This is a genomic window from Bacillota bacterium, assembly GCA_012839765.1.
GTDB lineage: Bacteria > Bacillota > Limnochordia > DUMW01 > DUMW01 > DUMW01.
The window spans coordinates 1-22604 of sequence record DUMW01000106.1; the positions used below are offsets into that span (position 1 = coordinate 1).

27 protein-coding genes and 1 other annotated feature are annotated in these 22604 nt (G+C 54.5%); of the genes, 3 read left to right on the forward strand and 24 right to left on the reverse strand.

The annotated features are described in order from the left end of the window. Positions 1-266 precede the first annotated feature (266 nt). Both GXX57_10715 and GXX57_10720 read right to left on the reverse strand, forming a co-directional pair. Entirely contained in the window at positions 267-542 is a 276-nt protein-coding gene (locus GXX57_10715; protein ID HHV45120.1) for a hypothetical protein, read from the reverse strand. Positions 543-563: 21 nt separating this feature from the next. Beyond that, positions 564-1655: a D-alanine--D-alanine ligase gene (locus GXX57_10720; protein ID HHV45121.1), complete on the reverse strand. Its 1092-nt coding sequence runs from the start codon at positions 1653-1655 to the stop codon at positions 564-566. A gap of 360 nt (positions 1656-2015) precedes the next feature. On the opposite strand from GXX57_10720, the gene GXX57_10725 reads away from it, so the two are divergent. Further along, positions 2016-3278, forward strand: coding sequence for an amino acid permease (locus tag GXX57_10725; protein HHV45122.1), 1263 nt, complete (start codon positions 2016-2018; stop codon positions 3276-3278). On the opposite strand, the gene aroE is transcribed toward GXX57_10725, so the two are convergent. The 11 genes from aroE to GXX57_10780 form a co-directional block, all read right to left on the reverse strand. Next, positions 3225-4121: a shikimate dehydrogenase gene (gene aroE / locus GXX57_10730; protein ID HHV45123.1), complete on the reverse strand. Its 897-nt coding sequence runs from the start codon at positions 4119-4121 to the stop codon at positions 3225-3227. The two genes, GXX57_10725 and aroE, sit on opposite strands and share 54 nt — an antisense overlap. Before the next feature lie 8 nt (positions 4122-4129). Continuing rightward, positions 4130-4579 carry a 50S ribosomal protein L9 gene (locus GXX57_10735; GenBank protein ID HHV45124.1) on the reverse strand — a complete coding sequence of 150 codons (450 nt, stop codon included), beginning with the start codon at positions 4577-4579 and terminating at the stop codon, positions 4130-4132. A gap of 46 nt (positions 4580-4625) precedes the next feature. Further along, positions 4626-5552: a DUF2232 domain-containing protein gene (locus GXX57_10740; protein ID HHV45125.1), complete on the reverse strand. Its 927-nt coding sequence runs from the start codon at positions 5550-5552 to the stop codon at positions 4626-4628. Between the two features lie 6 nt (positions 5553-5558). Beyond that, complete coding sequence (locus GXX57_10745) at positions 5559-5870, reverse strand: hypothetical protein (GenBank protein ID HHV45126.1); 312 nt, start codon at positions 5868-5870, stop codon at positions 5559-5561. A gap of 81 nt (positions 5871-5951) precedes the next feature. Beyond that, positions 5952-6185 (reverse strand): 30S ribosomal protein S18, encoded by a 234-nt coding sequence (locus GXX57_10750; GenBank protein ID HHV45127.1) that lies wholly within the window; start codon positions 6183-6185, stop codon positions 5952-5954. Between the two features lie 27 nt (positions 6186-6212). After that, entirely contained in the window at positions 6213-6611 is a 399-nt protein-coding gene (gene ssb, locus GXX57_10755; protein ID HHV45128.1) for a single-stranded DNA-binding protein, read from the reverse strand. 18 nt (positions 6612-6629) lie between these two features. Beyond that, entirely contained in the window at positions 6630-6917 is a 288-nt protein-coding gene (locus GXX57_10760; protein ID HHV45129.1) for a 30S ribosomal protein S6, read from the reverse strand. A 335-nt stretch (positions 6918-7252) separates the two neighbouring features. Further along, a complete protein-coding gene (locus tag GXX57_10765; protein ID HHV45130.1) occupies positions 7253-7714 on the reverse strand; it encodes a hypothetical protein in 462 nt (153 codons plus the stop codon). Next, positions 7605-8069, reverse strand: coding sequence for a type II and III secretion system protein (locus GXX57_10770; protein ID HHV45131.1), 465 nt, complete (start codon positions 8067-8069; stop codon positions 7605-7607). Before GXX57_10770 ends, GXX57_10765 begins: the two co-directional genes overlap by 110 nt. Next, positions 8066-8707: a hypothetical protein gene (locus GXX57_10775; protein ID HHV45132.1), complete on the reverse strand. Its 642-nt coding sequence runs from the start codon at positions 8705-8707 to the stop codon at positions 8066-8068. The genes GXX57_10770 and GXX57_10775 overlap by 4 nt, the downstream gene beginning before the upstream one ends. A 380-nt stretch (positions 8708-9087) precedes the next feature. Further along, positions 9088-9282, reverse strand: coding sequence for a DUF951 domain-containing protein (locus tag GXX57_10780; protein ID HHV45133.1), 195 nt, complete (start codon positions 9280-9282; stop codon positions 9088-9090). A 487-nt stretch (positions 9283-9769) separates the two neighbouring features. Between GXX57_10780 and GXX57_10785 the strand changes: the two genes are divergently transcribed. Beyond that, positions 9770-10711, forward strand: coding sequence for a hypothetical protein (locus GXX57_10785; GenBank protein HHV45134.1), 942 nt, complete (start codon positions 9770-9772; stop codon positions 10709-10711). 23 nt (positions 10712-10734) lie between these two features. Here GXX57_10785 and pheA read toward each other — a convergent pair whose 3' ends face one another. The 4 genes from pheA to GXX57_10805 all read right to left on the reverse strand — a co-directional run bounded on the left by pheA (position 10735) and on the right by GXX57_10805 (position 15844). Beyond that, the gene (gene pheA, locus GXX57_10790) at positions 10735-11589 is read right to left on the reverse strand and encodes a prephenate dehydratase (protein HHV45135.1); all 855 of its coding nucleotides are present in this window, start codon (positions 11587-11589) and stop codon (positions 10735-10737) included. A gap of 13 nt (positions 11590-11602) precedes the next feature. Beyond that, positions 11603-12409: a 3-deoxy-7-phosphoheptulonate synthase gene (gene aroF, locus GXX57_10795; GenBank protein ID HHV45136.1), complete on the reverse strand. Its 807-nt coding sequence runs from the start codon at positions 12407-12409 to the stop codon at positions 11603-11605. 54 nt (positions 12410-12463) lie between these two features. Beyond that, positions 12464-12749, reverse strand: a binding site (T-box leader). A gap of 637 nt (positions 12750-13386) precedes the next feature. Next, positions 13387-14733 carry a hypothetical protein gene (locus GXX57_10800; protein ID HHV45137.1) on the reverse strand — a complete coding sequence of 449 codons (1347 nt, stop codon included), beginning with the start codon at positions 14731-14733 and terminating at the stop codon, positions 13387-13389. Between the two features lie 64 nt (positions 14734-14797). After that, the gene (locus GXX57_10805; protein ID HHV45138.1) at positions 14798-15844 is read right to left on the reverse strand and encodes a hypothetical protein; all 1047 of its coding nucleotides are present in this window, start codon (positions 15842-15844) and stop codon (positions 14798-14800) included. A 173-nt stretch (positions 15845-16017) separates the two neighbouring features. Here GXX57_10805 and yyaC point away from each other — a divergent pair, with 173 nt between their 5' ends. After that, on the forward strand, positions 16018-16629 hold the full coding sequence (yyaC, locus tag GXX57_10810; GenBank protein HHV45139.1) for a spore protease YyaC: 612 nt from the start codon (positions 16018-16020) through the stop codon (positions 16627-16629). 74 nt (positions 16630-16703) lie between these two features. Here yyaC and GXX57_10815 read toward each other — a convergent pair whose 3' ends face one another. The 7 genes from GXX57_10815 to GXX57_10845 form a co-directional block, all read right to left on the reverse strand. Continuing rightward, positions 16704-17138: a polymer-forming cytoskeletal protein gene (locus GXX57_10815; GenBank protein HHV45140.1), complete on the reverse strand. Its 435-nt coding sequence runs from the start codon at positions 17136-17138 to the stop codon at positions 16704-16706. 22 nt (positions 17139-17160) lie between these two features. Continuing rightward, on the reverse strand, positions 17161-18144 hold the full coding sequence (locus GXX57_10820) for a M23 family metallopeptidase (GenBank protein ID HHV45141.1): 984 nt from the start codon (positions 18142-18144) through the stop codon (positions 17161-17163). A gap of 98 nt (positions 18145-18242) precedes the next feature. Further along, positions 18243-18812, reverse strand: a complete 570-nt coding sequence (locus GXX57_10825) for a hypothetical protein (protein ID HHV45142.1) — start codon at positions 18810-18812, stop codon at positions 18243-18245. Beyond that, positions 18805-19575, reverse strand: coding sequence for a nickel pincer cofactor biosynthesis protein LarB (larB, locus tag GXX57_10830; GenBank protein ID HHV45143.1), 771 nt, complete (start codon positions 19573-19575; stop codon positions 18805-18807). The genes GXX57_10825 and larB overlap by 8 nt, the downstream gene beginning before the upstream one ends. Before the next feature lie 67 nt (positions 19576-19642). Next, entirely contained in the window at positions 19643-20533 is an 891-nt protein-coding gene (locus GXX57_10835) for a MinD/ParA family protein (protein ID HHV45144.1), read from the reverse strand. Between the two features lie 203 nt (positions 20534-20736). After that, a complete protein-coding gene (locus tag GXX57_10840) occupies positions 20737-21603 on the reverse strand; it encodes a ParB/RepB/Spo0J family partition protein (protein HHV45145.1) in 867 nt (288 codons plus the stop codon). 20 nt (positions 21604-21623) lie between these two features. Further along, positions 21624-22400, reverse strand: a complete 777-nt coding sequence (locus tag GXX57_10845) for a ParA family protein (protein HHV45146.1) — start codon at positions 22398-22400, stop codon at positions 21624-21626. Positions 22401-22604: the final 204 nt, after the last annotated feature.

A 22604-nucleotide genomic window follows, 5' to 3' on the forward strand; every position in this document is an offset into this window, starting at 1 on the left:
AGACTTCGTTTAACCGACGCCGGAGGCCGACCAGTCAGTACTTAAGCCACCGGTTATAGCCCCTCTGAGGAGCATTTGAACGATAATATCTGATAAACCCTGTCTCCTTCCGCCTTGCCTCCGCGTCACTGGCGGTCTCGGACTCCCAGAGCAGATCGTGCTGCCATCAATAATTATCAGCACGGGGGAGACTTCTTTCTGGGCCATTGTTAACAATTACGCCCGACTCTACCTACTGCTTGCAGCCACGCGTAAATCTCCCTTGGCTACATCCCCAAAGCCGAAGGTGCCTGAGGAGTTCCCTTAGACTTAGCTTTAAACCTTTGCCTTACGAGCATACCGATGGAAGCCAATAGGACAACCAGCCACACTGCTCCAATCAAGAAGTGCTGCCGGCGGATGGCGGCAAACTGCTCTAGGGCAATCTCCACCGGGCCATAGGCGGGAATCACAGGATGGCGGAACTTGGCAAAGTAAGTATAGAGCCACCACGTGAGTCTGCCAATGGAAACCAAGGTGGTCAGATGCCAAAGGCGTTTCACGGGGCTCACCTCCCCCGGGGTCTAGAAGGTCCGTTTCAGCCTACGGTTCTTCCGATGCCGTTCCAAACCAAGCTTGATTAAAAGATGAATCAGTTCCGGATAACTCACACCGGAGGCCTCCCATAGTTTCGGATACATACTGATGGAAGTAAAACCGGGAATGGTATTAATCTCGTTAACGTAGATCTCATCGCCACATAAGAAGAAATCTACCCGGGCCATACCGCTACAATCAATGGCTTTGAAGGCTTTCACCGCAAGATCCTGGATCTGCCGCACGATGGACTCAGGCAGATCCGCCGGAATCACCAATTCCGTATCGTCAGTGATATATTTTGCTTCGTAGTCGTAGAAAGACCGCTTTGGAATGATCTCACCACAGATGGATGCTTTGGGATCGTCATTGCCCAAAACCGCGCACTCAATTTCCCGACAATTGACCGCCGCCTTTTCGATCAGGACCTTGTGATCGAAGGTGGCCGCATGTTCCAAGGCTTCCCGCAGCTGTTCCGGTGTTTCCACCCGCGTGATACCCACACTCGAACCCAAGTTGGCCGGTTTCACAAAACAGGGGTAACCTAAGGTATCGCCCACCCTTTGTTCCAGGTCCGGTGCAAAGGGTTTCCGCACCACCAGGTAGGGTAGAATCGGCAGGCCATGGGTCTTGAAGACATCCTTCATGAAGGCTTTGTCCATCCCCACCGCGGATGCGGCCACTCCAGCCCCCACATAGGGAATGCCTGCGACCTCAAGAAGCCCTTGGATGGTGCCATCCTCACCGAAGGTACCATGGAGCACCGGAAAGACAATATTCACCCGCAGGGCCTGATCGGTGGGAAATCCCCCTTTGATCAGCCATAGGAACCTCCCCGGTTGTCCCGGCAGGAAGGTGCAGGCTGAACATCCCTCGGGCAGTCGATCCGTCTTTCCACTAAGGTAATCTAAGACACCCTCTCCTACGTACCATTTTCCGGTTTTGCTGATACCAATTTCAATGGGGAAATACGTTCTTCTGTCGATGGCTTCCAGGATCGAAGCGGCAGAACGAAGGGACACCTCATGTTCTCCGGACACACCCCCAAAGAGTACGCCCACACGCAGTTTCTTCCTCATGGAGATTACCCCCTACCTATAGAGTGAACTGGCCGCATTTTATCTTTATGCGACGGGTCTTGTGGTAGAACAAAATGCAAGGCCGACAATTCCCTAAGCAAGACATTCATGCTTCTTCTTCCCGTGGGGAAGCAGGGAATTGTCGGCCTTGTGGCGGAGACACCGCCTACAAGTGGTCTGTTGCCAAACCATCAGGTGTTTTATCCGACGCGTCTCCGCACCGATAGCTTCCCCCGAGAAGGACACCCCTATACACTCCCTGTGCAGATCATTAACTCTTCTTCTGTTTGTTAGTAGCTATGCATAAGTTTATCATAAGTTTATCTTAGAACAAACCTCAAGAAAGGAACTTGGCTCAGGATGTCCTCATCCCTCAAGAAAACCCTTGGTTTTGGTGATGCCTTGGCTTTGGGAATAGGCACCATGCTGGGGGCCGGTATCTTCATCCTCAGTGGACTGGTGGCATCCCTCACCGGTCCCGGTGCCGTCTATGCCTATGGAATTGCAGGGGCCACCATGCTTTGCACCGCCCTTACCCTTGCAGAACTGGCCACGGCCCTACCCGCCGCCGGCGGACCCTACGTCTATGTACGGGAAGCCTTCTTCCCCTTCTGGGGGTTTATCGCCGGGTGGTCCCTATGGCTGGGGCAATCCTTGGGCTGTGCCTTTTACATCATCGGCTTTGCCCAATACGTAACCTATTTCCTCCCCTGGTTACCCTGGAAACCAGTGGCCTTCGTCCTACTTGTCATCCTGCTGCAGATCCATGTTCATGGCAGTAAAGAAAGTACTCAACTGCAAAGTGCCACGGTACTCATTCTGCTTGCCATTATCCTACTCTACCTTGCCCGGGGACTTCCCGCGGTGGATCCTAATCTACAAGTACCTCTGTTTCCCTATGGTCTTGGTGCCATCGCCCGATCCGCGGGTTTCATCGTCATCTCCTTTTTGGGGTTTGAGGCCATCAGCACTGCCGCCGAGGAGATCAAAAACCCCAGGGTGGTGATTCCTTGGGCCACCGTCCTTGCGGTGGTACTCGTTACTCTGCTTTATATGGGCGTAGTATACACCGCCACGGGTCTTGTTTCTTACCGGGAGTTAGGATTGTCCCCTACCCCCATTGCGGACACGGCTCGCTTGGTAATGGGGCCGTTGGGCAGTAAACTCATTGCCTTTGGATGCCTGTTGGCTACCCTGTCCTCCGCCAATGCCGGGCTCCTTTCCGCAAGTCGCATCAGTTTTGCCATGGGCCGGGACGGGGTATTACCGGGCTTTATGGAAAAGACTCACCATCAATACAAGACTCCCTTGGTCGCCCTCTACATCACCGCTGGAATCATCGCCCTAAGCCTTGCCCGGGGAGATATCCAGGGGCTCACCCAGGCCGCAAGCTTCCTCCATCTTTATCCCTTTATCCTGGTGAATCTAGCCATACTGCAGCTTCGTACTCAACGGGGATACCGGCCAGGATTTAAGGTACCCCTCGGGCCGGTGTTTCCTTTGTTGGGAGTCGGTTCTTGCCTGGCTTTGATCCTGCAGTTTCGCCGCCAGGACGTGCTCTTGGGGGCCCTACTCCTCTGCCTTGGATTCTTTGCTTACCTCGCCCGCGGCTCTAGACATTAAGTGAGCCCGTAGAACCTCTTCCATGTGGGCCACCGGGGCTGGCCGACCGGTCCAGGCCTCAAAGGCAATGGCACCCTGGTGCACCAACATACCCAGCCCATCAAGGATCTGGCAACCGGCAGCTTCCGCCAGAGCCAAAAGCTTTGTCTTCAACGGATTGTAGACGATGTCACAGACCAAGGCATCCTTAGGCAACAGGGTGGTGGCATCGGTAATGATACTCTCATCGCACGCAGGGTACATGCCACAGGAAGTGGCATGGATAATCAATCCACTGGAAGCCAACCGTTGGATAAACAGTTCGTCCCCCAGCTCGACCAGTTCCACGGGCCCAAAGGGAGCCAGGCTTTTCACCAACTGGATTCCCCGTTCTTTGGAGCGATTGGCAATGGTTAGTCGCTTGGGTTTGTGTTGTAGCAGAGCAAAGGCAATGGCCCGGGCCGCACCGCCGGCCCCAAGGAGAAGCACCTCCTGGCCCGTGATGTATGCCGGGCTGCCTAAGGAAGTGACAAAACCCCGGGCATCGGTGTTGTCTCCAATCAAGACGCCGTCCCGATTGATGATCGTGTTCACCGCGCCAATCCTTTGGGCATCTTCGGTAAGTTCGTCGCAGTACTCCATCACCGCCACTTTATGGGGAACGGTGACATTAAGACCCACAATCCCCAGGGCCCGCATCCCCCTGATGGCCTGGGCTAAGTCCTGGGGATGCACCGGGAAGGGCACATACACAAAGTCTAGGCCCAATTCCCGGAACGCGGTATTATGCATCAGGGGCGAGAGACTATGGCCGATGGGATAACCTATCACACCTGCAACCTTAGTGGAACCGTCAATCCGCATAGCAGTCCCTACTCTTCCGCCACCACATTCACCGTGATCACCCCACTGATCTCCGGCAGCGGGGCGTAGGTCACCTGGAAGGTGCCCAACTGTTTGATGGGCTCTTTCAGTTGCAGTTTCCGTCGATCAATTTCTACACCGTGGACAACCTGAATCGCATCGGCAATATCCTGGGCAGTGACGGAACCGAAAAGCTTACCGCCTTCGCCGGCCTTGGCCTTGACCTCCACCGGCTTCTCCTCCAAGGCCTTGACCAGGGCCTTGACCTTAGCTGCTTCCTGTTGGCGCTTCCGCTCTTGCTGCTTTTGCTCGGCGGTCAAAACCTTTAACGCAGACTGCTCCGCGGGCACAGCAAGATTCTTGGGGAACAAGTAATTACGCGCATAGCCATCGGCAACCTCCACCACATCGCCGGCGTTGCCGAGCTTTTTCACCGCTTGCTTCAGAATAACTTTCATCGCTTAGGTTACCTCCCCTGTAAAGGTTTTGAAAGCAAACTTCCTTCTAGACCCTTTCCTCCTTGAGCTTGCGGAAATCAAACCAGACATCTAAGATGGCGGCCCAGGTGACCAACAGGTAAAAAAGGGGGTTAAAGAACAGTAGGAAAAGGATGATCACCCGTCCAAGGGTGGGTACTTGGTATTTGTCCAAGTAAAACCAAACCAGGGCCACCCCGTAGATGAAGGCAATGGTCATGAGCACCAGCTTCAAGTTCATCATCAAGGTCAAAGACCAGTGATCCTGGGGATAGGGAATCACCAGGTCCGAAAGCTGCACAATCACAATGGCAACCCCCAAGGGCATAGGCATTTGCCATCGTTTAAAGGGGGTCCAACCCTTGATCTCCATGCCCAAGCGTCGAAAGACCAGGATACTCAGACCATAGTTGATGGTAACGGTAACCCCCACGGAAATTAACAGCATGGCGGGTAAGAGCCGCTTCAGCATATCCACAAACATACTGATTTGCTCCGGAGGAAGAGCCTGCCCCAGATCCATCCGCTCAATAATCTCAAAGGTCTCGTTGAGCATGGTGGTAAAGTCCTCAACAATACTGACATCAAGCAGGTAGAAAGAAACCGCCAGCAGCAACAGATTGGCCACCAAGGCTGCGGCAATACCCAAAACCAAGGTAAGTACCGGACTAAAGGACTCGCGGATGGCCTGTCCCAGGGCAATTCCCACGACACCAATCTCGAACAGGATCACGATCACCAACAAGGGATCGAAAAATCCCATGATCAAGGAAGTAACAATGGTGGTAATGATCCCTGTCCGCAGTCCCCGGCGCACAACGAGAACGATGACCGGCAGGGGGATAATTAGGGCTAAGTAAGGGACTAGATAGAAGGCGAGAAGGGATAGGACCACCATCACAGCACCCAACATTGCGGCTTCAGTTAGGGCTGTGGTTGACATTCTCTGGTTCAATCCATCTCACCTCTTATTACTAAGTCGATAATTCTGCAGTTCGGAAAAATCATGGTAGAGATCCTCTGTCCGTTCCTGGTTATCAAGATAGGCTTTCAGCTTACTGTCCACTCTGGCATCCAGGCGGGAAAAACCGATTCCTAACCTGCGTCCGAGGGTGTAGGCACAGATGATCAGACGGGACAGGGAATCGCTGATCACGTCTTCGTTACTCTTAACCATCCCGCGAAAAAGGGCGGCCACACCACTGAGGAGTTCCGCCTTGAGAACCTCAATACTGCGCAGATTCCGGGCGATGTTGATCTCAGGCTTCTGCATAGCTCCCTCCTCCAACCCCAGGGATGGTTAGCTTGCTCCAAATGACCAAAGGGGGAGCCCATGCGGCTCCCCTCAACGTACTTAGTCTACAGTATATGGCAACAAAGCGACTTGCCGCGCCCGTTTGATCGCGGTGGTCAACTGGCGCTGATGACGCGCACAGTTGCCGGAAATCCGTCGTGGTAGGATCTTACCCCGATCGGTAAGAAACCGGCGCAGTCGGTTCACGTCTTTGTAATCCACGTGATCTACTTTATCGGTGCAGAAAATGCAGACCTTTTTCCGCATTTTCCGACCGCCTTTGCGGGCTGCCATGCTCAATACCTCCCTTTAATCGCCTTTCTAGAATGGGAGATCGTCGTCCGTTCCCTCCATGGGCTCGTCCAATGGACCGCCATAGGGGCCTTCCTCCTGGGACCGGTTCGGCCAATCGAGGAACCGTACTTCGTCGGCGACAACTTCCGCCACCCTGCGTCGGGTACCGTCGTTAGCCTCATAGGAACGCACTTGCAAGCGCCCCTGCACAGCCACCAGCCGCCCCTTCTGCAAGTTGTTAGCACAAATCTCTGCAAGTTTCCGCCAAGTGACGATGTCGATAAAATCCACTTCCCGCTCACCAGCTTGACTGGTGTAGGGGCGTTCTACCGCCAAGGAAAAGTTAGCGACGGCGACACCACTGGTTGTATACCGCAATTCCGGATCCTGGGCCAATCTCCCTATCAGTATTACTCTGTTTAGCATACCTGCACTCCCCTCACATTAGCCGTCTTGGCGCACAAGCAGGTACCTTAACACATCGTTGGTGATTCCCATGATCCGCTTAAGCTCGTCACAGGCCGAGATCTCTGCACGGAACTTGGTTACTACATAGAATCCTTCCTGCACTTTGTCGATCTCGTAAGCTAAGCGACGTTTACCCCACTTATCCACGCTTTCGATTTCGCCGCCGTCCTGGGTAATGATCCCGTTGAACCGCTCGATCAACCCATCGATAGCTTCCTCTTCCAATGTGGGGTTCAGAATGTACATCACCTCGTAGGAGCGCATTGAGCTCCACCTCCTCCCTATGGGCAAGATGGCTCCGGCATCAACGGAGCAGGGATTTCCAATCAATTATATCACTGCCCAAATCCGTTGGCAAGGTAAGATGGCCCATTGCCCATCGCTTAACCCCTTGGGCCCGCGGAGTCATCCCCAATACTATAGTGTCCTAGAAAAGGGATCTGCCCACCAATAACCCGGTTATATCCATGACAAGTAGTCTGAAAAGAAGATAGGGAGGCCGACTCCAAGGTTTTTGGACTCTCACACCCCGGAGTGCCTCCCGCCGGGGCACTGCCCCAGCATCGCCCCTACCACTTCCCCCTACTTCTTCCGGGGCTTTAAAATGCCAGGCCCAGGGAAAAGTAGGTGGTATCCAAATCCGGTGCTTCCGGCTCTGCGAAGGCATGTTGGTATCCCACACCCAGCCGGAAGGGCCCCAACTTTAGGTCCATCCCCGCCCGGGCAGCGTAATACCGGAACACAGTGGTTTGCTCCCCGGTGATTTTGACCTTCCCCTGCCCCAAGCCCAGGTAGACATCGGCCATGTTGGCCGAGGAAGCAAGCAGCACTCCCCAATCCCTAGTCTTCACCTCGGTGAGGCGGTCTCGTACATCACTGGAGGCCCAGTAAAGCCCCACGTTGCGTGTAAAGTAAAGCCGTCCTGTAAAACCGGTCCTGAATTGAGCAGTCTCAACGCCCTGGCTGGCCAAATAGGTGGTAAGTCCCGGGGAGTAATGGGTGGCAAGTCCCAGCTGCAAAACATTCTCCTTTGGCCGCGGGTTCGCGTTGGCCAGGGCCACTTCCTTTTCTTTGGATGAACTTGGTGTAATAATCCTCCAAGGGATCTTGCTCCAGCCTTGGGGTCCCGAGGATATGGGGCAAGATCAGGATTAAAAGCTCGGTATCTTGGGTGTTTTGTAGGGCATAGGGTGGGATGGCACCACTGTTTTCCTGTTGCACGCTCTTGGTCAAACCGCCAATTACAAAGGCCGCGTTATTCTCCACAATCACCCGGCCATTGGCTAGCCTGGTCAACACCTCCGGCAACGGGGAGGTAACACTTTGGGCCAGATCCTGGGCCACCACTTCATAGTACAGCCGGATCTCGTCCCGGGAGGTAACCCGCTCCACCCCCAAGGTAAGATAGGTGTTCACCTCGATCCGTCGATGGTCTGTCCCGTATTGGTCTGGCTTTGGATCAGCTGCCGCACTTCCCGGCCAAGGGAGATGGTGGATTGGCTGCCCTCGGGCACCACGATACTGGTAGAGGCCTTCAGCTGCGCCTTCCCCTGGGCCTGCATCACCTGCAACAGGGACGCAATGGTCACAGAGTCTGAAAAGCTCACCGAAAGACCGTCCACGTCCAAGACCTGGTCTTTTGTTGAAACCCCGCCTACGATCTTTCCCAAACCCAACATTACCTTAGCTTCCGCGGTAACTTCCGCGATAATCACCGTCCCCTCCACTTGCCGAACCGGCTGATCGATGGTGGCAATGTCTGCAAGGATCTGTGGAAGCTGGTTCGGCCATGCCCGCACCGTTAATACACCGTTCCGGGCACTTAGGTACATGGCATAGTGCGGGAGCAAGGCGATGACCTCCTCCGCATCCCGATAGTCAACAGGCACCACCCGGGTCTCGGCATACTTTTGAAAGGTAGGATTATTGGGTTCTGTGGCGCCCACCACATACAAGTCGTCAGCGAGCTTCTTGTAGCCGTAACCACCTTTCATACACAACAGTTCCATGGCCCGATCTACCGCCACATCCTCACCGAGAGGGTGTGACGGCACTATGTTATTCGTGCAATATAGTGGTACGAAATTCGTCTTATTGTTTGGGATCTCAACGAAAACTCTTATGCGAGAAGTCAAGTATGGGGTAAAGGAATTAAGCTTTTGCCCGCTCTATACCCAGCGGTCGCGGGCAAAACGCTGCTGACACAGGCTATTCATTGGGGAAAAGACGTGCAAAGGTTGTCTCGACCCCTTTGGGTAGCAGGCAAGGATGGGTTCGGCAGGAAACCGTGAATGCCCAAAGTTAGACGGCTGTCTGTCCTAGACTTTAGGAGGAGTAACGACTGATCGTCAGAAGATTTGTCTGGGTTTTCTTAATTGCGGTGCAAAGGGAGCATTCACGGGAAGGGAAAAGAAGGGACAATTGATTCTAAAGATTACTCCTCTGGGGTACTTCGACTGATAACTTTCTTTACGATGCCTTCAAACTTCTGGCGAGGCAGCATCACCACCCGTTGGCAACCAAGGCACCGAAGGCGAAAGTCCACGCCAGTACGGAGGATCTCCCATTCAAAGCTGCCACAGGGATGCTTTTTCTTAGCTTGGATAATATCACCCACCTGAAACTGCATAGCATTCCCTCGCTTCCGTTTAGTAACGGTATTTCTCTTACACGTAGGAAGGTAAGGGGCAACGGCCAACCGCGTAGGCCTGATGAGTCACAAAAGTACTATGGCCCATGCGGGCAAGCTCCCTTTACCCCCCATCGAATTACATTCTGACCTAGACCCCATGGTCAGGCAACCGAGGGGACCGCCAAAACTCCGCTGTTCTGCTGAAGGGACCAGAAAAGCATTTCGAAACAGAGCCCCCCAGGTTGAAGCAGCGGTCACCGTCGGCCTTTTATGGTCTAAGGCTTGCTCTATCTATGGTAAATATCATAGCAACAAGGAGTGGTTTTGACAATTTTACCAGTTAACCACCCCCTCCCCTGAGCTTCCCTGTTCAGACAAGATGTTTTTCCCGAAACCACAAGGACTTCCACATCTGAGGGCGAATGTGAAATCTATGTGGTTTCCAACGGACCACACAACATTCTATAAAGGGGTTGTTGGTAACTTGGGTAAGCTATATGTGCATCGAAAGTTCCGTTTTCCCTTAGTGCTGTTCAGCAGCATCCTAGTCATGGTCACTTTGGTTTTGATCAATAATGGCAGTCTTCAGTCCCAAGCCGGGGTGGAGCCGGTGGTGCTTACCGTTAACGGCGAGCCCATCACCCAAGAAGAATTCTTCGCCCAACTGGAAGAGGATTACGGCGCCACTGTTTTGGAATATCTGATCTTGGAACGACTGATCATGCAGGCTGGCAAAGAGGCAGGATATGTACCTAGCGATGCAGAGATCGATGCGGAACTGGCCGTGATTAAGTCCTCGTATCCTTCCGAGGAAGTTTTCCTGCAGACCCTGGCCCAGTACAACATTTCCGTAGAACGGATCCGGCGGGATATCGCGGTGGATCTGACTTTGCAGTATCTAGCCACCAAAGACATCGAGCTTCCCGCAGGGGCGGTGGAGGAGTACTACGAGGCCCATAAATATGAGTTGGGGACCCCTGAAATGGTAGAGGTCCACCATATCGTGGTGGATGACAAACAAGAGGCAGAACAGATTTTGCAGGAGCTCAAGGCCGGTGCCGATTTCGCCGAGATGGCTCGGAAAAAGTCCATCGATTTCGCCTCGGTACAACAGGGCGGCGCCCTGGGTTGGGTCGTGCGGGGACAGCTGCCTCCGGCCCTGGAAGACGCAGTCTTCGCTTTGGAAATCAATGAGCTTTCCCCAGTGGTGGAAACCTATTTCGGTTACCATATCGTGAAGATCACTGATCGCAAGGAGGCTACACCCGCGGAACTGGACGAGACACTGACTCAGCTCATCGAATTGCAGCTTAAGCTCGAGCGTGCCGACATCCAGGCGGTCTTTTGGGAACTGCAACAGAAGGCCGAAATCCGCGTAAACTGGAGCCGGTACAGCTACCTAGAAAAGGCGGGAATCACGGAATAGTGGCGATCAGGGCAAGGCAGCACTCACAGTGCAGCCTTTGCCCTGACCTTCCGTATATATTGGGGATAGGAACCCAGCATCTTCATAAAACTAGTCTCTTCTTTCAACTGCTGCAGAATCTGCTTAACAGCCGGTTGTTCCCGATGACCCTCGAAGTCGATGAAGAAAACATACTCGCCGAGGAAGCGTTTTGTAGGACGACTCTCAATCTTCGTCAGGTTAATTCCCAAACGGGCAAAAGGCTCAATAATCCCATGAAGAGCTCCTGGACGATTGGCCTGGGGAGAGACCACTATGGAGGTCTTATCTAGCCCGGTTAGCGGATGATCCTTGCGAGAAAGCACCAAGAACCTAGTTTGGTTTTCGGGGTTATCCGCCATGTTAGTCCGAAGGACCTTTAATCCGTAGATCTTGGCCGCCGCCCGCGTACCCAAGGCCACCCGCTCGGCCCTTCCCCCCTGGGCCACCTCCCGGGCCGCGTGGGACGTAGACGTTGCCGAAATGACCCGTGCGTCGGGATAGAGTCTTTTTAGGTTCCTCCGGCACTGGGCCAAGGCCTGGGGGTGGGAGATGATCTCTAGAATCTCCACCCCTTCCCCCAAGCCCAACAGACAGTGATCGATATCCAAAATCACCTCTCCCCGGATGAAGATATCTTCCGTGGTCAGAAGGTCCAGATTGGTGGTCACCGAGCCCTCCAGGGAGTTTTCGATGGGCACGATTCCGTAATCCACGCGACCTTGGCTCACCCAGCTAAAGATCTGTTCGAAATCCTGCCCGGGCAACTGTTCACAGGGTACCCCCAAAAGCCTTTCGTACAAGGTGGCGGCTTCCTGGGAGAAAGTCCCCTCGGGTCCGAGATAAGCCAGTGTATACATCCCGCGCTCCTCCTTAGCCCTCGGTGATGGTACGCAGCGAATGGACCAATTGTCTAAATACTTCGGGTAAGAGGGCCTGGCCCCCGTCACATAAGGCCTCTTCGGGACGATCATGAACTTCGATGAGTAAACCATCCGCGCCCGCCGCAATGGCCGCCCGTGCCAGATGGGGCACCAGGGAAGGAATCCCCGCGGCATGGCTAGGATCCGCAATCACCGGGTAGGGACTCTTCATCTTCGCCAAGCAAATCGCGCTGATATCAAAGGTATTGCGGGTCTCGGTGGAGAAAGTCCGGATCCCCCGTTCACAGAGGATAATCTGGTTGTTTCCTCCCGCGGCAATATAGTCCGCGGCGGCGAGCCACTCTTCGATGGTGGCGGCATAGCCCCGCTTAAGGAGTACCGGCTTCCGAGTCCGGCCCACTTCCAGCAACAGGGGGTAGTTGTGCATGTTTCGCGAACCAATCTGGAGAATGTCCGCGTAACTAGCCACCAGATCCACATCGGCGGGGGAAACCACTTCGGTAACCACCGGAATCCCTAAAGCATCGCCGGTCTTGCGCAAAAGCTCCAGTCCCGCTAGTCCCAAACCCTGGAAGCTTTGCACATTGGTCCGGGGCTTATACGCGCCGCCTCGCAGCACGTGGGCACCGGCTGCGGCTACCGCTTTGCCGATCCGCATCATCTGCTCTTCACTCTCCACCGCACAGGGTCCCGCCATGATGATCGGTTGCCCTGCGCCAATGGCCAAATTACCAACGTACACCGGGATAGTATTGGTATTCAGCACTTGATCCTGCACCCAAGAATTTGTATTCATCCTTTACGCCTCCTCATAGCAAAAGTAGAAGAGAATAAAAAAAATCTCGCCCCAGTTTGGGACGAGATCTATCTCCCGCGGTACCACCCAATTTAGCTGCAAAGATACACAGCTCACCTCAGTTCAAGTACCTCTCCTTGTCGAAAAGGGACAATAAGACCGATACTTGCTTTCTTTTAACGGTGAAAGCTCCGGCCACACCTACTAGAAAGAGTACTTTCATTCAGTGGGCAACTCCAGAGAGAACTTCGGAAAGGAATCCTTCACCGGGCTCTCACCAATCCCCGGCTCTCTGTTAGAAGAATTAACCTTTCTTACTTTTCTCCTTCATCGTCTTTACAGTGCTATCGGGTTGTTTGGAACTAATTATAGCCTAACTTCCGCAGAGAATCAATAGGGAATGCGAGAAATTTCTCTGGATGATGTAGCCTACTGACAGGCCTTTGTCGGGCGTGCCCCTTCTTTACATCAAGAGTGGGCAAAAGGCCCTGAAACATCAAGGTTTAGGTGGGTTTCGGAGCCTTCCCTTTTGAAGTCATATTCTTGTAGGCTCGGCTAGTTTTGGATCGTATATTTTCTCCAATTCATCGAGGTACCCAATGTTTTCCATGGTCCTATGCCTAACCTTACCATTGACACGGTAACCCTCAACAAAGGAGGGATATACCCTTCCATTGCTAATGCTCTTTTTCAGGAACAAGTAGACCACCTCCAGCTTGCTACTATCGCGCTCTTGTCAAGATTAGATGAAGGAATAGCACTTGATGCAGACTCGGCGCAACGACCGGTAACCTGTCCACAATCGCCTAGCTGACACACAATCCCCGCCCCAGGTATATAATAGGTTAGTAGGCCAAAGAGGGAGGGCAAGGACATGATCAGACTGCTGAAGCTCGTCGTGGATCCCTTGCTGAGATGGCGGAAGAAGACAGTAATCCTCATCTATAAACCCAAGGGATACTATGACGATTAATTGATCACTGGGGTACAACAATCACCCGCGGACGGGCCGGATAGGTTGACCGGTTCACCAGGGAACGGCCCAGTTCCACCCCCTGTGCATCCCTTTTGACTTTCCACACCGAGACCACAAGACCACGCGCTCCTGGCTTTTCTACCACTTGCTGGCCGGGGGAAAGGGTGGCAGAAGTTCGATAGACCGTCGGTATGGGCAGTTCCTGTTCAACCCTGCTGACCAGTTCATAGATGAATTGGGGCCGTGCACCGTAAATGCGGACCGTGAGAACACCATCCTGGGCCTGGGCCTTAATCAAAATGCAGTGATCAAGATCATTTCGGAACTTCAGGTCCAAGGCTGCATCGACCACGGTGGCGTCCTGACCCAGGGGTAAATAGGTAACGGGTACCGAGTGGGGATGCCGCTCCACAATGGTAAGGTCCGCTAGGACCGCAGCAGCGTAAAGGGTGCTGGAGACCTGACATACACCACCACCGATATCCGGTTGGAGTTCCCCATCAATAATCACCGGCGCATTCCGATAACCCCTGGCGGCAGTGCGGGGGCCGATGCGCGCATTAAAGGAGAATACCTCCCCCCGATGCAAGACAGTACCGTCGAGGGTAGCCGCGGCCAAAGCTACATTATGGGCTCGGTCAGTTTCAGTGGGATCGTAGCGTGTGGTAAAGGAGGCAAGGAGGGAAACAATCCCACAGTTTTCCGCGTCTTCAGTGGTTAGTTTGGGGGCAAGGGGAATCATCGGCAGCTGCACCTTGCCTTTCCCTGGATTGCAGACCGCTTCTTTAATCAGCAAGGCAGCCCGTTCCAGCTCCAAACCCCGTCCCCACTGGGCAGGGATAATAGTTACGGTATCGTCGGCCAGTACCTGAAAACTCGCATCCTGGGGTGGCTGATAGAGTTCCTGGGCAAGACTGTTCAAGAATTGGGTGAACTCGTCGCCGGCCTTGAGGATCCAGGGTACTCGCACACCCTCCTGGGCAGCTTGCATCCGTTGACGCATCTGGTCCTTCAACGTTCCCCTCCGGCCGATCCCATACGCGTAATCCACCATCGCCTCAATATCCACCACAAAGCCCAAGCTCTCGGGGAGCACCTGCCAGGACTGGCCATCGGGTCCTACCAGCTCGATGGGGGTCAACGTAGGCTGCAGCTGTCGAAGGAGCTGGGCCGCTTGGACCGGGGACAGGCCTCCCAGGGGAAGGGAGTCAACATAGACACCTTCCACAATACCTTGGTCTTCGAAATAGCCGGTGACATAGCCAATACACATCCCCACCACACTACAGATACCCAGTAATAGGGCCAGGAAGATCAGACGGTTCCGGTTCAATACCACGACCCACATATGCTCACCCCAGGTAACCTAGTATATTCTTCTTTCGCACCATCCACCGATTATCCTGCTTGACCTAGGACAGATTCCTGGTGAAGAGTTTCCTCACCAGGGCTACTCCCAGGAGCACAGCACCAATGTACCCAAACAGCGGGTAAGCCGCGGTCACAAGCTCCCCAAAACCCACAAATCCCACCAGAAGGCCCACCAATGTACAAAGAACGATCCCGCTCCGGTAGCTGTTCAGCCGCTTGCGAAGGCGACAGGCCAGGGCATGGACATTAGCCACCGCGGTAGTGAGCATGGCCAGCCACAGAAGCACCGTAAAGGCCAGGGACCACCAGGGACCGAAATCTTCCATGATGGCAAGGAGGGGCAGATCCAACAACAACGTTTCTGTGCGGTAACTGAGCAAGCCGATCAACATGGCGACAAGGACCGCTCCCAATAGCCCCCCACCCAACATAGCAGCGGTAAGGGCTTCGCGACCATCTCTGATGGTGTGGCCAAGGGCGGCGATTACTCCTGCCCCCAGGGAGAGGTTGTAGACCACGTAGATACAAGCAGCACTCCACCAATGGGCAGGATAGCCATAGTCCTCGATCACTGTGGTGGCTAAGTGCCTTTCGGGGGTCACCAAGACCTTGAGTCCCAGCAGGATGGGGATCAGACACATAACGGGAACCAGTAGACCACTAGCCGATAGGAGCCCTGTGGCTCCCCTTTGCAAGATCAAAAGGCTCAGGCCCCCCATGAACACCGCCCCCACCCAGGCCGGAAGTCCGTAGCGATCTTGTAGAAGGGTACCACCCCCTGCGAACATCACCCCAACACTGACAAGAAGCATGGTCAGCATCCATCCATCTAGGGCTTTTCCTAAAGACCCCTTGCCCAGGTGTGGTAAGAGATCTACGTAGGACCGGGCACCCAGCCGCTGGCTGAACAGGTACAACCCGCCCCCAAGCAGGGTGAACAATAGGATCGCCAGGCCCGCACCAGCAAAGCCATAGCCCCCAAACCGACCGAAGAAGTGCATCACTTCTCGACCGGTGGCAAACCCCGCCCCGATGATGGCTCCGGTGAAGGTGGCCGCCAGTTGAAATGTCCTAAGGCAGTTTTCCACGGTTTTCCCCTCCGTGGTAAGTATATGGCCTCCTTCTCCGCCTTACCACTGGTATGTATAAAGAACCGCCCTCGATCATATACTGTGAACGATTACTAGTTGGAACCATTTTCCTTAGGGGTGAGACCGTGGAGGGTACCATCAGCAAGTTGAAAAGGGCATTGGGCTTTGGGATGCCAACGCGAGTGACTGTGGATGATCCCGACGCGTGTAAGAAAGTAGCAGCTATGATGCTGGACCACATGGAGCGGCTATTTGTGCCCCGGCAACCCCTGACCCTATTATGTATCGGCACCGACCGCTCCACCGGTGACTGTCTGGGTCCACTGGTGGGCACTGCTCTGGCCCGCCTCAATTTGCCGGGGGTAACCATCTACGGTACCTTGGAGTCCCCCGTACACGCCGGAAATCTCGATGAGACCCTGCGGGACCTGTCCCCCGAAGAAAGGGAGGCCGTCATCGCCATCGACGCCTGTCTCGGTAAAGCCGATAACGTAGGCACCATCAGCGTCCGCTCGGGACCCCTATCCCCGGGCAGTGGGGTCAACAAGAAACTGCCTCAGGTCGGCCACTTCCATATCGTCGGGGTGGTAAATGTCGGTGGCTTCATGGAATACTTCGTGCTCCAAAACACACGGCTCAACATCGTGATGCGCCTGTCGGAGGTGCTAATCAGCGGAATCCGGCTGGCGATCCTAGAGCATTTTGGTCTGTACTCTCCCGCGCAGACTACACCCCTTTACCCCTTTCCGTGGCAGGAATATGCCGATGAAGCAGTCCGTTAGGGAAAAAATGGGCCTTGGCGGAAACCCAAGGCCCCATTGCACTCTCCACTCTTTTTCGGACAGACGTCGCCCGACTACTTGGTGTTGTTGGAGTAAGCTTTCTCTTTCGGGTCCGCTTTCTTAACCTGGTCAGGCTGCTTCCGTTCCCCAAGGGAAGCGGATGGTTTGTCGGTGATCATCTCGCACTCACCATTGAGAATCGCCCCTTCATCGATGACCAAAGTGCGCATAGTGGCCTTTCCTTCCAGGTAGCCGCCTGCCAGCAGTTCCAACCGCTCTTCGACGTAAATCTCCCCCTGCAGCTTTCCTGCAATGATGGCGTTCTTAGCGCGGATAATGCCCAATACAACACCGGTACTACTGATGCTCACATCGCCAGAACTGACAATATCCCCGTGGATCTTGCCTTCAATCCGAATCCCGCCAGTTTGCAAAGTCCCTTCAATGTTGGTCGTCTCTCCGATCACCGTCTCCATAGCGATGCCCGCATCCTGACTTTTGCGAAACATAATAACCTGCTCCTTATCTCCTTTATGGTAAGTAAGGATAGGGGTTCACCGGTTCTCCGTTGAGCCTTACCTCGTAATGTAAGTGAGGACCAGTACTCACGCCGGTACTACCAACCGCGGCGATGATATCCCCTTTCTCCACCATCTGCCCCTGGCTTACGAAAAGCTGTTGGTTATGGGCATACAGGGTGCTAATTCCCGTACCGTGATCAATGATCACCGTCAACCCATAACCCCCGTACTCACCGGCCAAGGTGACTTTACCCCGGGCGGTGGCCCGCACCTTAGTACCGGCAGCTGCCGCGATATCGATCCCGGAATGGAGATGGCGCTTACCGGTAATCGGATGGGTCCGCCAGCCGTAAGTAGAGCTGATCCACCCGACCACGGGCCAAAGGGAGGGCGTTCGGTCTAGAAGCTCCCGGTAGGCCACGCTTTCATCCAGCAATCTTTCCAGAGTGGTTTCCCTTACTTCCAACTGCGCCTGAATCCACTCAATGTCATCGGTAATCCAGTCGTGGAGGTTTACCCTTTGGCCCACACCCCCACCGATATTCTTAGTATAGCCCCAATCGGGGAACATGTAGCCTTGGGTTAAGATGACTTCGGGCTCCACGGTACCCGTTTGGGCTAGGACATCCAAAACCTGTTCACTTAAATTCTCCAGTTGGGCCAGCTGCACCCGGAAGGAGTCGATCCGGGAGGCATACAACTCCAGGAGGATCTGCTGTTCATCCAATTGCTGTCGTGCCTGTTGATACGAAAGCTTTTGCTCGTTGAGGTTTGTAAGCAAGCAATCTATATAGGAACGATTTTGAATATGTGAATGTAGTAGAAAGCCGAAGGCCAAGACAAACAAAGTCACAAAGGTGACTATCCCCCAAAGCATCCATGGCCTCAGAGCTAGCTTCTTGATGTTCCCTCGATTTGATGGAAGAAACATAATCGTAAAGGCTTGATTACGTTTACGTTTCCTCCGGCGACGATTCTCCATGCCTCGATACATCCTTCCGCTTCTCTCCAAGGAATTTGCATAAGACTGCGTCCGTAGACAAAAGATCCTTTCGCTATCCAGGGGGGATTTTCCTTCTCTAGACAATCCATCTAGGTAAGGGGTATCTGAACCAAGAAGCGTTCCTGTATAATCCTAGGTTGCCAACTAACCGTGCAGGGCCGCAAAGGATCTAACAACAAGGTAAGATCAGGAGCATCGGGCCTGATCAGGACGATAAGCTGAAATGCGGTCTCGGATTGCAGGGCAGGAAGTACGAAGCAATCCACCACGCCGGGTAAAGCTAGAATCGCTGTCGGGTCGGGCGGTGGTTTGCGGAAACTGCGCACCACCCAACATCCTGTGGGGGTAGTCTTTGGGTACCCATTGGTTCCCCAGGCAATGCGGTAATCGGGACCTTCTTTTGTTCCAAGGAGTACAAAGGGCCCAGAAGCTTGCCGGTATTGAGCCACTCGCTGCAACCAGGTGTATTCCTCGGGCAAGGAAGCCGTCGTTAGAGTCTTGATCCCTTCCTTGCCCAGGAAGCGACTAAGAAGTAGCGCCCTTTGAGCACCGCTGGTGGGTAAGTCCTTTGCCGGGGGTAGATCCAAAATCTCGAGCAACCGATCAAAGGAACAGTCCCCCGGTAGAGAGAAGATGTGCAAACGATCCACCCTATTCATGGCGGGCGGCCTCACCAATCAGACGATTGATCCGAGCGGCTATGAACCCGGCACCAAAGCCGTTGTCAATGTTAACCACACTGACTCCAGCAGCACAAGAATTGAGCATGGACAGCAAGGCCGCCAGGCCCCCAAAACTGGCCCCATAGCCCACACTGGTGGGCACGGCGATAACGGGACGATCCACTAGTCCTCCCACTACACTAGCTAGGGCCCCTTCCATACCGGCGACGACGATAATCACATTGGCCTGTACAAACCGCTCCCGTTGAGCCAACAGACGGTGTAGGCCCGCCACCCCCACATCATAAATCCGCTCCACTTTGTTGCAGGCCATCTCCGCGGTGATGGCTGCTTCCTCGGCTACCGGCAGATCCGAAGTCCCCGCAGAGATCACCGCAATGGTGCCAGGATAGGTAAAGTCCTCCGCAGGGGCTAGGGTAAGGGTGCGCGCGATAGGATTGTACTGGATCCCGGGTACCAATTCCTTTGTGGCCAAATACATCTCCTCGGTGGCCCGGGTACAGAGGATGCGTGTGCTTTGCTGGCTGAGCACCTCCACGATCTTCGCCACCTGTTCCACAGTCTTCCCGGCACAATACACCACTTCGGGAAAGCCCTGCCGCAGGGCCCGATGGGAATCCACCTTGGCAAAACCCAAGTCGGTGTAGGGCAGATCCTCGAGGGTTTTAATGGCCTCCTCGAGGGAAATCCGGTTTTGTTGAACTTGTTCAAGTAACTGCCGCAGTTGGACGCGGTCCATGACATTCCCTCCCAAGAAACGAAGTGGAGGCCTGTTTTCTTCCGCTAGCCTCCGAGATTTGCCCCCCTCACCCTTGGTTCCTGTGCCGGTTAACCCAGGCCTTCACCAATTGGAGCAGATCCTTCCGGGCCCCGCAACCCGGGGCTGCCTTTCCCAAAGGTGCCCCCTTTTGTACCGCCCGCCGAACCCGGCGGTCATAGCGCACGGCACCCAGGTACTCGATGGGATACCCCACCAGCTCCTTTATGACATAGCACATCTTTTCCGCGGTAGCACTGGCCTCTCGGTGGGAATCCACCTGATTCAGGACTAGGTAGACCGGGGTATTGATCCCCTGTTCCTTCAGTTGATAGGCCACCGCATAGGTGTCCGCGATGGCATGGGGCTCTGGAGTGGAGACTAGCCAGATCCCCCCGGCCATATTCACCAAGTCGCCGGTACCTGGATACGCCATCACCGCAGTGTCCCCCACCAGGTAATCCACGTCCTCCATCAATTTGGCCACTTCCGCCCGAAGTCGATACAACGCCAAGGGGGTAAGGGTCACCGGCAACCGGGGTCCTGGGATCAAGAAGAGGTCCGCCACCGGACTAATTAGCTCCCTAACCTTGGCCTGCCCCCTAAAGAGATCGGCCAGTTCACCCGGGGGCTCCACCCCCAACAGCCGGTGCAGGTTGCCGCCGGTCAGGTCACCATCCAGTAGGGTCACCCGCTTACCCAGGGCAGCCAGTTCGTAGGCCAGATTGAGGGATATAAAAGACTTTCCCACCCCGCCCTTCCCGCTGGTGACCACCATGGTCCTTTCTAGGACACCGGGGGCGTGAAGTCGGATCAGCAGTCCCTGGGCGTTCCGTTCCACCACCTGGCCCACCAGACACAGGTCCGAATTGTCAGGCAAACGGAGGGTAACCTCGGTACCCTGGTTAATCAAGGCGGCACGACCGCCGTCTTTGGGCAAAGTTAGCCTCAGCAGGGATTGATCAGTTTCCAAACATCTACACAAGTATGTACGGAGGGTTGGCGAGAGAAGCGTGATGGACAAATTGGTACCCGGTGCGACGATCCCTTTGGCGTTCCCGTTGACAGGCGCAAGTTCTACCATGGCTGATTATCCCGGCCTCCTCGTGTTCTTCACCATGTTCCACGTGGAACATCCGCGGTCTAATCTCTCAGAATCAGGTCAATAATGCGCTGCAACTCTTCCTCGGAGTAGTACTCGATCTCGATTCGTCCTTTGTTTTTCTGTTGCTTGATGACTACCTTGGTACCCAGGGCATCGCCCAATTCACTCTGAACCAGGGCCAACTGGGGATTGGTCCTCTTCTCCAAGGTTCCACGTGGAACATTTTCTGATGTTCCACGTGGAACACTCCCCTTTTCCACCAATGCTTCGGTCTGTCGCACCGAAAGGGAGCGTTTCACCACGTAACGGGCCATCGTGTCCTGCAGGGAGGGATCGGCAATACCCGCCAGGGCCTTGGCATGGCCTACGGAGATGACCTCCTTGGCCACTAATCCTTGCACAAAGGGTGTGGTTTGCAGAATCCGCAACATGTTAGTAATGGTGGACCGGCCTTTACCAACAGCATCGGCCACTTCCTGTTGGGTTAGGCCAAATTCTTCGATCAACCGTTCATAGGCCCGTGCCTCTTCCAAGGGATTCAGATCCTCCCGTTGCACATTCTCGATGAGGGCCCATTCCATCATCTTCCGATCATCCACCTCTTGGATGATGGCAGGGATCCTCTTCAGTCCTGCAAGTTGCGCCGCTCGCCAGCGCCGTTCACCCACCACCAGGACGTAGCCGCTTTCGCCCTTGGTCACCACGATTGGCTGCATCACACCGTGCTGTCGGATGGACTCCGCTAAGCCCTGAAGCTTCTCCTCATCAAAATCGATCCGGGGTTGGTATGGGTTAGGCACGATCTCTTCTATACTAATCTCCTGGATGCCCTGCTTTTCCTCCATCGCCTCCTCGGGCAACAAAGCCCATAATCCTTTGCCTAAAGCCCTTCTGCCCTTCGCCATCCTTCAACCCTCCCCACTTGCTACCTTGTCCCCCTGCCCCGCTTACTCAGATATTCCTCGGCCAGCTGACGGTAGGCAATCGCCCCCTTGGAGCGATCGTCATATAGATAAATGGGTTGTCCAAAGCTCGGGGCTTCGCTTAGTTTCACGTTTCTAGGCACGATGGTCTCAAAGACCCGTTCCCCGAAGACCTCCCGCACCTCCTCCACCACCTGCTGACTGAGGTTCGTACGGGCATCATACATAGTCATCAGCACTCCGTCGATCTCCAGGCCTTCATTTAAGTGCTTGCGGACCATATCGATGGTGTTCATCAACTGGCTTAGGCCCTCTAAGGCATAGTACTCGCACTGAATGGGAACGAGGACACCGTCGGCACAGCTCAACCCATTGATGGTCAACAATCCCAAAGAGGGAGGTGCATCAATAAAGATGAAGTCGTACTGATCGCGGACCCCGTCCACAGCCCTCTTCAACCGATATTCCCGAGATATGGTGGAGACAAGTTCCACTTCGGCACCGGCCAAATCGATCCGCGCCGGAGCCACATAGAAGTTTTCGATGGCCGTAGGCAAAATGACCTCTTTCAAGGAGCGGCCTCCGATGAGGACGTTGTACATGCAGAGTTGAATATCCCGTTTCTCCACACCCACACCACTGGTGGCATTCCCCTGGGGATCACAGTCGATGAGCAACACCCGCTGGCCCAGCACCGCAAGGTACGCCCCCAGGTTCACCGCGGTAGTACTTTTCCCCACACCGCCCTTTTGGTTCACTACGGCAACGACCCTGGCCAACTTCACCACATCCCGTACAAGAATTTTCAAATCCCTTCGATACTTCGCCAAGAAACCGCAGTCCTCCTGCTAGCTCCCTAAAACAATGGCCGCTTTCGGGCCATCCCCGGCCGTCGGGGATACTTCTCTCTGGCAGGACGCACCTTTTCCACCACAATCAGTCTTCGAACGCCCAAGCCAAAGGGCAAATCATATTCCCTCTGC